10 protein-coding genes and 1 tRNA gene are annotated in these 12711 nt (G+C 27.5%); 6 read left to right on the plus strand and 5 right to left on the minus strand.

What is annotated here, in order from left to right; genetic code table 11:
- Positions 1 to 7 precede the first annotated feature (7 nt).
- Positions 8 to 742 (plus strand): DNA repair protein RecO, encoded by a 735-nt coding sequence (gene recO, locus ECAJ_RS02585; RefSeq protein ID WP_011304613.1) that lies wholly within the window; start codon positions 8 to 10, stop codon positions 740 to 742.
- Positions 743 to 941: 199 nt separating this feature from the next.
- The gene (locus tag ECAJ_RS02590; RefSeq protein WP_011304614.1) at positions 942 to 1499 is read left to right on the plus strand and encodes a hypothetical protein; all 558 of its coding nucleotides are present in this window, start codon (positions 942 to 944) and stop codon (positions 1497 to 1499) included.
- A 618-nt stretch (positions 1500 to 2117) separates the two neighbouring features.
- Here the strand turns inward: ECAJ_RS02590 and ECAJ_RS02595 are convergent.
- Positions 2118 to 2194: transfer RNA gene (locus ECAJ_RS02595), tRNA-Pro, on the minus strand.
- A 152-nt stretch (positions 2195 to 2346) separates the two neighbouring features.
- On the opposite strand from ECAJ_RS02595, the gene ECAJ_RS02600 reads away from it, so the two are divergent.
- The 3 genes from ECAJ_RS02600 (at position 2347) to ECAJ_RS02610 (ending at position 5121) form a co-directional block, all read left to right on the plus strand.
- A complete protein-coding gene (locus ECAJ_RS02600; RefSeq protein ID WP_081425138.1) occupies positions 2347 to 2964 on the plus strand; it encodes an RlmE family RNA methyltransferase in 618 nt (205 codons plus the stop codon).
- Between the two features lie 196 nt (positions 2965 to 3160).
- Positions 3161 to 4681, plus strand: a complete 1521-nt coding sequence (locus tag ECAJ_RS02605) for a YifB family Mg chelatase-like AAA ATPase (RefSeq protein WP_011304616.1) — start codon at positions 3161 to 3163, stop codon at positions 4679 to 4681.
- A gap of 107 nt (positions 4682 to 4788) precedes the next feature.
- Complete coding sequence (locus ECAJ_RS02610) at positions 4789 to 5121, plus strand: hypothetical protein (RefSeq protein WP_011304617.1); 333 nt, start codon at positions 4789 to 4791, stop codon at positions 5119 to 5121.
- Between the two features lie 119 nt (positions 5122 to 5240).
- On the opposite strand, the gene ECAJ_RS02615 is transcribed toward ECAJ_RS02610, so the two are convergent.
- Complete coding sequence (locus tag ECAJ_RS02615) at positions 5241 to 6080, minus strand: YihY/virulence factor BrkB family protein (RefSeq protein ID WP_011304618.1); 840 nt, start codon at positions 6078 to 6080, stop codon at positions 5241 to 5243.
- Between the two features lie 163 nt (positions 6081 to 6243).
- On the opposite strand from ECAJ_RS02615, the gene thiL reads away from it, so the two are divergent.
- Positions 6244 to 7188: a thiamine-phosphate kinase gene (gene thiL, locus ECAJ_RS02620; protein ID WP_011304619.1), complete on the plus strand. Its 945-nt coding sequence runs from the start codon at positions 6244 to 6246 to the stop codon at positions 7186 to 7188.
- 177 nt (positions 7189 to 7365) lie between these two features.
- Here the strand turns inward: thiL and dnaQ are convergent, their stop codons facing one another.
- From dnaQ to ECAJ_RS02635, 3 genes are all read right to left on the minus strand, one after another.
- Positions 7366 to 8085, minus strand: coding sequence for a DNA polymerase III subunit epsilon (dnaQ, locus tag ECAJ_RS02625; protein WP_011304620.1), 720 nt, complete (start codon positions 8083 to 8085; stop codon positions 7366 to 7368).
- A 240-nt stretch (positions 8086 to 8325) separates the two neighbouring features.
- Entirely contained in the window at positions 8326 to 9798 is a 1473-nt protein-coding gene (locus tag ECAJ_RS02630; protein ID WP_011304621.1) for a hypothetical protein, read from the minus strand.
- Positions 9799 to 10235: 437 nt separating this feature from the next.
- Positions 10236 to 12191, minus strand: a complete 1956-nt coding sequence (locus ECAJ_RS02635; protein ID WP_011304622.1) for a hypothetical protein — start codon at positions 12189 to 12191, stop codon at positions 10236 to 10238.
- Between the last annotated feature and the right edge of the window lie 520 nt (positions 12192 to 12711).

Genomic DNA, 12711 nt, shown 5'->3' on the forward strand with positions numbered 1-12711 from the left:
TTTTAGTGTGAGATGGCAAGACCAAGGAATAGTCATTGCAATAAGAAAATATGGTGACGATCAAATCATAATTTCTATTTTTACACAAAAACATGGACTAAAGAAAGGATTAGCAAGATATCAAAAAAAAACAATCCACAGATTACAAATAGGAGATCATGTTAATGTAACATGGAGTGCAAAATTAATAAGTAATTTAGGCTACTTTAAATACGAAATTATTAAATCAACTTTACATCATTACATACACAACAACCTTAAAACAATGTGTATAGCTTTCTTTACTTCCATACTAGACCAAGTATTACCAGAAAATGAAGAAAATTATACCATCTACAATCATTTAGATATTTTCATGAATTCAGTACAAAATAAGGATGTTAACTGGCAAATCAAATATCTTACATTAGAATTAACCTTACTATCAGAACTAGGATTTGGATTAGATTTATCACAATGTGCAGTAAATAATACAAATGAAAACCTAATATTCATTTCACCAAAAACTGGAAAAGCAATATCACAAACCGTTGGATTACCATACAAAAAAAGCTTATTACCTTTACCTCCACTATTATACAATGTATATAATAACTATACTTACAAGTATTCTAAAACAGATTTTAAAGTAAGCCTCAATGTAACAGGATATTTTTTAAAAAAACATTTCCTAACAGAAAAAAATATAACATTAATAAAATATAGAGATGAAATAATTAAACTTATAGACTTACAAGACTAACATTTAATATTCTTAATAATCACCTGGAAATACTTTTCTAACAATTCAATAATAAATTTCACTTTAATTATATAGCTAACTAATTTTTTATATGTTGAATTAATATTAGCCTTGTTTAAATAAATGCACTTATTAAAAATATATTTACAATTATACAATATAATCATAGATTAAAATTATTTAATACAGTGATTATACTATGGAAGGCAATGAAGGTGGTGGAATAAATGTATCTGCTTTACAATCCTACTTACATCAACAGCAATCTGCTGGTACATCACAAGAAGATGAAGAAACTGTTTTTTCAGTGTTTGTATTTCTTACTTGGTTTTATAAAAATGTACCATGCTACCTTGATAGCGTGACTGGAAATATATCTGCCTCTGTTACTTGTTTGGGTATGAGTTTACCAACCACAATAGTTCTTGGATCTGAAATGCAAAAAAATATTTTTGGATTGCCCAAATTACTACCAGATCCACAACCAGGGGATGCTACTGCCGGTGATGCTGGAGGCGGCGCAGATGATGGAGCTGCTGCTGGAGGAGACGATCCAGATGCTATGCAACTTGTACATCCTGATGACCCATACGCTCAAGATAATTATCCTCATGCAGATCAAGATGTTGCTGCTGCTGCAGGTCATGGACTTGACGATGTTGCATTACAGCAAGAACCAGAATATCACCATGACAGATCTCCTAGCCCCACACCAGTTACACAACACGGTAATCAATATGATCATGATTTTCATTAACAGTTACAAAGTGCATTTTTATATATCAGCACATTTAAATACAGCATGTATTACAATTAATTAGCTTATTTTAAACTTTAGTTACTACTTATCATAAATTACAATCACCAATAACTAATATAATTGTTATATAATTCCTCACATTTATACTTTATATAAAAATATGCTTATTATTAATACATACAATTTAAGAAAAACCAATGTAGAAATTATTTATGTACAATTCTCATGATTTATTCACATATAGTAAAAACTTTCCATCAACATGTAATTCCTCAAAAAACTAATATAGCTTTTATTATATAAATTCCTCCTAAATACAGATTAGATATGCTACTTCAGTGATAAGTAATGCACATTATATAACATCAAGAATATTATAAATCATCACATATTAACTAAAAAAACTAAGATATCACTTACTATAAACATCAAATTAAAATAACTGACATATAAGACAGCACAATATATTTTTATACTACATCAAAAATTATATATTAACTATGTAATTTTTCAAAAATGACTCATTGCTATAACAAACTACACTACATAGTAACATATCAAACAGGACAAGATTAATAAAATATGTTACTACAACATAAATAATCAAGAAAGAAATGGTCGGAGCGGAGAGATTTGAACTCCCGACCACTTGGTCCCAAACCAAGTGCGCTACCAGGCTGCGCTACGCTCCGGAAAAAAAACACTCAATTAATATCCTATCAAGAATACATATTATATCAATAAAATAATTCTTGTTATTCAATAAAAATAACTTATCATTTTACTTTAATGTAATAAATATAAGCATATATCTACTATTGTAAAAACTGCTAAAGGACGTAAAATTTCTTCCACAAGGTGGCTACATAGGCAATTAAATGATCCTTACGTTGCATTAGCAAAAAAACAAGGCTATAGATCCAGGTCTGCATTCAAACTTATAGAAATGGACAACAAGTTTTCTATATTTAAAAAAGGACAATATGTACTTGACCTAGGTTCATTCCCTGGAGGATGGTCTCAATTTGCAGCGCAAAAAGTTTCACATGGCAATAATAATTTAGTATTCTCTGTAGACATCCAGAATATGGATGCAATTCCTAATGTTATATTTATTAAATGCGATATTTCAAATGAAATAGAAATATTAAATGACAAATTCCACAATAAAAAATTTGATGTTATTTTATCAGACATGGCACCAAAGGCATGTGGAAATAAACAAGTTGATCATGCAAACATAATTAATTTATGTGAAATGTCATTAGATATAGTAATAAAATTTGCAAGAGAAAATGGAACATTTATTACTAAAATTTTACAAGGAGAATATGAAAAAGAATTCTATCAATCAATGAAATCTAATTTTAAATTAGTAAAATATTTCAAACCAAAAGCAAGTAGAAAAGATTCATCAGAAATATATTTAGTAGGCTTAGGATTTAAAAAAGATTTTCAATAGATTTAAACAAATGCAATATATCAACAGTGCTGCATTTAATGATATAAATAACTAATAAATATTATTAAAATTTTCTATAAACAGCAAAAACTACTTTACATAATTAACAATAGATATATAAAGTTGTTATTAATTATTAAAAAATTAATTAAATATCATAATAACATATCATATTAATTAAATCACTAAATACATTATGATAGCACAAGTAAAAAGTGTAGCATTCTATGGAATAAATACAATAAATGTTGAAGTACAAATACACATTGCAAAGGGTATACCAGCATTTAATATTGTCGGATTACCAGATAAAGCAATAGCTGAATCTCGTGAACGTATCAGAGCAGCATTAAATTCAATCAATTTATCATTGCCATCGCAAAGAATTACTATAAATTTATCTCCTGCAGATTTGTTTAAAGAAGGAAGTCATTATGATTTACCTATCGCTGTAGGATTACTTATGACAATTGGAATAATACCAAAAATAAATGATTTGCCATATATCATATTAGGAGAATTAGCACTTGACGCTTCAATAACTTCAGTTTCAGGAGTATTACCAGCTGCTATAAGTGCACAAAATCAAAAAATTGGAATAATATGTCCTTATAATAATGGAGAAGAAGCATCACTAATCAAAAACATTTCAATACTATCACCTAGACATCTTACATCACTGATAAATTATTTTAATAAAAATGAGACTATACCAACTCCAAGTAACAAATTACTCATAGAAAATCCAGAATACTTGGATATGAAAGATGTAAAAGGACAATCTATTGCAAAAAGAGCATTAGAAATTGCTGCAGCTGGAGGCCACAATGTATTAATGGTAGGCCCACCAGGAACTGGAAAATCAATGATAGCAAAAAGATTACCTGGAATATTACCAGATTTAACCTATAAACAAATAATAGAAATAAATACTATAAAGAGTATCACAAAAAAATGTAATAACTCAATATCAACCACACGTCCTTTTCGTGATCCACACAGTTCATTATCAATAGCAGCTATGGTAGGAGGAGGAAAAAATGTAAAGCCAGGAGAAATTACATTAGCTCATCAAGGTATATTATTTCTAGATGAGTTACCAGAATTTTCAAGATCAGTATTAGATGCTTTAAGACAACCATTAGAAAATAAAGAAATCTTAATATCAAGAGCAAATATTAACATAAAATATCCAGCAAATTTTCAACTAATAGCAGCAATGAATCCATGTAGATGTGGTTACTTTGGTGATTCATCAAAAGCATGTTCTAAAGCACCTAAATGTGCAATTGAATACCAAAATAAAATTTCTGGACCATTAAATGACAGAATAGATATACATATAGAAGTACCATATGTAAACATGCTATTATACGATAATTACAAAACATCAGAAAACTCAAAAACAATAAAAGAACGTGTCATTATCGCACAAAAATTACAAAAAATTCGCTATGGTAACCTTTTTAGTAACGCAACAATATCAGAAAATATGGTAACAAAATTTTTAATACCAGATAAATCTGGAATGCAGCTTCTTAGAAATGTACTACAAGAAAAAAGTACATCTGCAAGAGAATATATAAAAATTCTCAAAGTTGCTAGGACTATAGCTGACCTAGCTTTATCAGAATCTATATCATACAACCATATAGCAGAATCACTATCTTATACTAAACAAAAATATATAAAAGAATATAAATTTTTCAATAAATAAGTTACAAAATTTTAATAATATATTTAGCTAAATTAATATATTCTCTTGATTTTTCATTTGTTATTAATTAACATTAGATTAAATAATTAATTTATAGGTTAATAAACATGAAAAACAGCAAATTCCAATCTGCACTTCTTAACACAATTGGTGCATTTTCTACTGTAATGGCATTATTCTCTGGAGTAGCTACGGGAATTACAATAGTTGGTATGTTATCTAATGCAAAAATCCCCGGCACAGACCCATCAATTGGAAGCTCATTAGCTTTATTAGCAGCCACTGCAATATTTTCTTTAATAGCAATAGGTTCTTTACTAGGATCACGTGCATTACCAATATTCCTACAACCAAATACAACAGAACAAACACCAAATCCAGAATTAACGGATAGTAATGATCATACTCCATTGAGCAGAACTCCTAATCACCAATATTAAACAAATTATTAAGATATATAGAAGCTAGCTAATTATATGAAGATACTAAGTACGACATTATAGTAATTTCATAATGTCGTACAAATATTTAACTTTAATCTCTTATTTACATATATTATTTATATCATTAAATTATACATAAGTGCATGTTTTAATCTATAATTGAACTCTGCTCCATATATAAAAAATATACTTAAAATATAAAAAAACAATAAGGATGCAATAATGCCAGCCAAACTACCATATATTATGTTTAATTGCTGAAACGTTTTTATATACCAAGTAAAAACAAAAGATGAACATGTCCATAAAAAAGTAACTAACATTGCACCAGGTACTACATTTATTAAATTTTGCTTAATATTCGGTACAATAAAATATAATAAAGTAATAGATGTAAATAACATTAATTCACTAATTGCATATTTAAAATATGCTAAATTTCTATCTAACATTTCATAAATAACGGGCAGTAAAATTATAGATACCATAGCAATAGTTATTGTTACTGTAATCATCAAAAATTGAAAAATACTTAATAATCTACGAAAAATATAAGAAGGTGGACTAGAAACTCTATATGCCTTATTCAAGATAGTTCTTATCCCTTCTACAGCAGATGAAGAAGTCCACACTGTTCCTATAATTGCCAACGTTAATAAACTGTGAGGAGGTCCTGATATTATTTCTTGAATTCTTGGCATAATCCCTGAAATAATTTCACTAGGTACATTATCATTAATTAACAGAATTAACTTTTCACTAATGCTAATATCATAGTAATTCAACAATTGAGCTACATTTGATACTAATGCCATCAAAAATACTAAAAAAGGAAATATTGATAACAATATAATAAATGACAAATATCCAGCATGTTCTATACCATCATGCTTTACCATATCAACCATTGCATAATATACACATTTAATAAAACACCTTGCTACTTTTATTAACATATTTTCATTACCTTTAAAAAAATTAATAAAGTTACATAAAGATTAAAAATATAAAATTTTACTCAAAATTGAAAAAACAACAGACTTTAATACTATAAACTATGTTATAACAAATGATATATTTTTAATTAAATAAAATACATTATATACTTAAAACAATACTATGAAGGAATTTGAATATATTAAAAATTATATATATAAACTAGACAATGATTCATTAATAGGAGATGATGCTGCTATTATTGATTACACAAATAAATTATTAGTAACAAAAGACATACTTATAGAAGGCATACATTTTTTTAAGAACTGTAATCCAACTACATTAGCAAAAAAAGCTCTTAGATCCAATTTATCAGACATTGCAGCCATGGGATCTACACCTTATGGATATTGTTTAGGATTAGTCTTACCCCATAATATAACTCAAGATTGGTGGCAAAATTTTACTAATAGTCTAAAAGAAGAACATAAAAAATTTAATATCAAGTTACTAGGAGGTGATACAACATCTCACAAAGAAGATAAAATTATAATTAGCATTACTGCATTTGGAACTAGCAATGGTAACATATTGAGAAGATCAGAAGCAAAAATCGGAGATTTTATTTATGTAAGCGGAAATATAGGAGATGCAGCACTTGGATTACTGATATACCAAAAAATAATCAATAAAAATTATAATAATTTAAAAAAAAAATATGATATACCTCAACCAAGAATTAACTTAGGCATTAGTATTAATAATATTGCATCTTCATGTATAGACATCTCAGATGGATTAATACAAGATCTTGAACATATTTGCCACTCATCACAAGTAGGAGCAGAAATATACTTAAATAAAATACCTCTATCAAATGAAGCACAAGAAATTATAACTAACTCACCCAAATACATAAATAATATCTTATCTGGAGGAGATGACTATGAATTAATATTTACAATCAATCCTCAATTTTCTTCCTTAATAAAAGAAATATCCTATAAAAATAAAATAAAAATAAGCAAAATAGGAGAAATAACACCAGGAAATTCTGTAACACTTTATGACAAGAATAGAAATATAATTACATTAAATAGTAAAGGATTTAACCATTTTGCATAAGCAAAACATTTCATATAATAAACAAACATATAAATAATTATTACAAACTTTACAAGTTAAGTAATCATAAGCTATCTTTTAGTTGAACATATTTAATAATCTACACTATGATTACATAATCTTTATAAAACATTTTAAATAGATTTAATGATTATAAAATGTAACACTACAATAACATTAGTCAGATTTCATATAAAATACACTATTCCAAATAGGATTTTTTATCTTTTCTAACAGCATTTTATGCTGTGTTATTTCTTCTTCACTCACTTCATAAAATCGTGGCTCTATAGCTACATCTTCACATTGATTATTTATATTACTAGTATCTATTATATTATTACTATAAGAAAAATCCAAAGATCGTTGTAACCCTCCCATCAATTGAACATATACTTTTCCCAGCAAAGTTGCATCCAACAATGCACCATGAAACTTTCTATCTTGTAAAGAAATATTAAATCTTCTACATAAAGCATCTAAAGTAGATGAAACTCCTGGAAATTTCTTTCTAGCTAAAATAAGTGTATCAACAACTTGAAAGTCAGAATCATAATCTTTCTGTATCTTATCAAGTTCCATCTTAATAAACTTAATATCAAATCCAGCATTATGAATAACTAATACACTATTATTAACAAACTCCAAAAACTTATCAGCTATCTCTGAAAATTTAGGTTTATCTTTTAGCATATCAATAGTAATGCCATGAATCTTTGTTGCATAATAAGGTATATCACGTTCAGGATTAATATATTCATGAAAAACCTTACCAGTAAAAACACGATCTATTAATTCTACACAACCTATCTCTATTATTCTATCTCCACCATCTGGATCTAATCCTGTTGTTTCAGTATCTAAAACTACCTCTCTAACACCTTTATAATAAGACATATATTTTTCTACCAATACTTTATACTGTAAAAACAGATATTAAAACCTTATACACATGTAAAATCAAAAATATAAAACTAAGAAGATAATACTAATTTCACAGAAGAAGTACAAATAATGAAATAAAAAACATCTAAAAAATAAGTAGTATGTATTAAACTAAGTAATAATTTAACGCATACTACACACAAATAAATTATAGTAATTCATTATACAAAAACACAATAAAATTCCAGTATATTAAAATTCATACTTCACACCCAATAATACTACATTACCATCATGTTTAATTTTACTACTTTTGTTATCTACATTAAAATAATGATAGTTTCCAAAAATTTTATACTGTCCTTTACAATTACTATTGACAGATAAATTATAATCAACTCCTAAACTAAAATCATAGAATTGAGTACCAACCTTATTACTTCTAAAATAAGATGTACTTACAGAAGCTTTATTGTACATGTATTTTGCACCAATGTTCCAATAATAAGTATAATCACTTTTACTAGCAGGTTCAAAAGTTACAGTATCAGGATAAATAGCACTAATATAACCAGATCTACCTAAATATCCATAAGAAGCTGCGAAAACAGCATTACGATAAGTGATAGATGTTCCTACAGCAAAAGCTGCTAACTCTTCAGCAGAAGAATATGTGTTATATAATTTTTTTAACTTATCAGCACTATTAGACCCATACTCTCCAACAATAGATGCAGAAAAATCAATATCATTAAAAGAATTACTATAAGACAATCCAGCACTTACAATATTTTCATAGTGTGCTCCTACAAAATCAATTTTAGCTGGAACAATACTTTCCACTTCAACATCTTGAATACTAGGACTACTTAATTTTTCAAGTGCACCATTAAGTGTATTAGGATCTTTCAATTCTGATACCATCTCCTCAGTTAATAAAGGTGGAAACTTAAACTTCTTAATAGTATGAGAACTCACATTTTCAAATAAACTAGTATCATAACCTGTTGGAGCATAACTAACACCAAACCTTACACCCATAAAACTTGGAGATTGATAAGATACTCTAAAAGGTAAATTATTGATAAAATCTTTATCTTGAGAAATAATATCACTATTACTCCTGTTAAACACACTTTCACTATATAACCCAGGAAATACGTGATATTTAATACTATTAATACTTGATAAGTCAGTATATTCTAGCCAAGCAACACTGTTATCTCCAGCTCCTATACTAGAAGCATCTATTTTCATTATTGACTCAACACCTTCTTGATATCCAAATGATAAATTTCCATAAGAAGATTCAACAAACAACTGTGCTCCTCTATTGTATGCTTTCATTGAAGGAATAAAATTCTTATTTTTCACAGCAGGTATCGCAACTTGAAAATTACCACCATAATAAATTCCAAGATCAGCATTATTATTTACAGACTTAATATTCAATATACCATCTAATTTAACACCATGATCTTGTATTTTTTTTGAATGATTTGTAAACCAAGCATAAGACAATATCTTACCACCTACATCTATCTTATGGTATCCCTTCATTGATGGATATAAACTTACTTGCTTGATATGTTCACTATTTTTTACAACATCAACTAATTTTTTCTGAGTTTTATGATCTTGATCCATATCATCTACTGAAAAAGCATCAACATTATACAAAAGCAAGAAAGAAACAAAAGCAGTAGCAAACGAAAACTTTTTCATAAAGATTACCGAAATTAATTTTATAAATAAATATATTAACAATACTTAATCAAGTATAATGCAGAATGTCAAGAAATAATCTCCATATCATTAATAAATTGTATTAAAATATTACAATAGATATAAATTTTTTTATTAGAAATCAAGATAAATTTAAATAAATTATCAAAATAATAATAAAAAGAACACAAATATAAAAAATCAAGATGAACACTTAGAAAGAATTTAAAGAGAATATATAAAAAAATAATAGTATGTATTACATACTAAACCATAATATAAAGTTTATTTACTAAAACAATACAAAAACAGTAAACTGTATTTTGAATAACAATAATAAATAATTACTATAAAATAATAAAATTTAAAGAAACAACAACATTAAATAAATAACTTAAAATAAAACTATGTTATGTATACAGTAAGAGAAAAAATATTTAAAACTCTAACTTAGCACCTACTAAAAATATGTTACCAAACCCACTCTTTTCATGTTTTTCAAGACGATGCTCAGCAAGCCCACATACACTACAAGCAGGTTCTCCCACTTCACTATTATAACATACTTTATCAACAATAGAAACTTCTGAAAACTTATAGTAGTGGTAATTCCCAAATAACTTACACTTCATTTTACTTTGACTTTTCAATAAATTATACTCTATCCCTAAATTAATATCTTGTAATATATTTCCACTTCTACTACTCTTAAAATATCCAACACTAATGTAATAAGAGTGATATTGATATCCTAAGGCTGCATCTAAATAGTAAGTATTAGATCTTTCATAAAGTGGTTGCACACTAACTGTAGTTGTGCTATCAGCAGTGTTGTTTAATACACTATAATATTTTACAAAACCAGAACGTCCAAGATATCCATAAGCAGCAGCAAAATTGACATTTTTATAACTTAATACGGAGCCAATAGATACACCTTGTAAATTATAGCTTTCCGGGTAAATATTATAATTTTTTGTATTAAAATACAACCTAGGACGAGCATATTCACCAACAATAGAAGTACTAAATTTAAAATCATGAAAATCATAATCATAAGCTATGCTACCACTGAATATATGTTCATATTTTACACCAAACAATACGCTATCTTCTTTACTTTTAGTACGCTTAATCAATGGTGATTTACTTACATTTTCAGCACCAGTAATCTTTAGCTTACCTAATTCAAACGTAGGCTTTTGTAAGTTTTCTAAACCTTCAAAGTTAACTTTTGCATTGCATAATTTTAAATTGGAAATTGGTACTTTAGCTTTTTTATTTTCATTCTCTTGTAAATCAATATAAAAAGTAAAATCACTACCTTCTACTAGACTAGTAGTAGGACCAATAACTTTACATCGCACCCCTTGCTGATCATCACCATACTCTGGCAAGTTAATTTCCAAATACATATCATCATTGGATAACTTTAATTCACAATTTTCACCTAAACCACCTCCTCCCTGCAATGCAGAGATTAACTCAGTTAAATCTACAGTACCACTTGAAGAATCCACAGACAACTCAGGCATTTTAGTCATAACTGATATCTCCTCAGTAGTATACTGCTCAAGCACAGTAGAAAAAGAATCAAACTTATATCCAAGAGGAGAGTAACTTACACCAAATCTCAATCCCATAAAACTAGGAGACAGATATGACATCCTTAAAGGCAGATTATTAATAAAATCCTTATTATTAGCTGCAAGTTCAATATTATCATCATTCCTAAATACATTTTCACTATACAACCCAGCAGAAAAAAGAAATGGATACATTGGATAACCCAATGCATTCTTCTTCTCAGACAATGCACCTCTTAAATGTTGTGTCCAACTACTGCTTTCATCCCCTGCAATTATATTAGAAGAATCTAACTTCATAATAGATTCTACACCCTCTTGATACCCAACTGAAAAATTACCATACTGAGTAGCAGCAAATATTCTAGACCCCCTATTTAATGCAGCCTTCCTTTCAAAATTTCTTCCTTTAACACTAGGTATAGCTACTTGAAAATCTGCTCCATACTTTGTACCAGCATCACCTGATCTTATTTCAGCACCTAAACGTAACAGAGCATCATAACTCATACCATAATTATCCATATTACCAGATATATCAAAAATATCATCACACTTATCTGCTGAAGCCCACATATAAGATATAGCCTGCCCGCTAACTAAAGCACGACCTACTTTTACTAAATTATTACGTTCTTTATTTTCTAAATTCTTAGAGAGATTCTTTTCATTAACTTTATCAACTTGCTTATTTTCTGCATCAAGATTAAAAATGTTTACATCACTTAGTATATCTACTGAAAATGCACTACTTCCAAGCAATACAAAAAAGGAAGCTAAAGCAGAAGATACTAAAGTTAACCTCATAACCACACCACATTTTACCAAGTAAACTTAGATACTAATCACCAAAAAATAATAAGTCAAAACATTTTATACAACTTTTAGCAAGTTTTAGTTTAAATTGATAAAGAATATTATTAACAATATAGGTAATATAGAAAAATATTTACAAATAATCACATTTATTACAAAAAAACAACTAACCACCTCTTATTTTAATATTATAAAACTAGCACACAACTAATAATATGAAATAACAGAATGTATAGTAATATACATAGTAATTTTCTTATACTTAACAATATAAGAATTTAATAATAAATTATGTAATATTGAAATACCACTAGCAAGTTATGACTACTATCAATACATTATACTCTCAGACATCTTAGAATGTTTATTTATGTTAATATTGACTACTACACCATATTTTCAATAATTTAAAAAAATTAATAATGAAAACACACTATATCTTCATATTAACAATTTACTATACAATATTTTTCACTAGTCACTATGTAAATAAGTTAAGATATAACATCTT

Source organism: Ehrlichia canis str. Jake (genome assembly GCF_000012565.1).
Lineage (GTDB): Bacteria > Pseudomonadota > Alphaproteobacteria > Rickettsiales > Anaplasmataceae > Ehrlichia > Ehrlichia canis.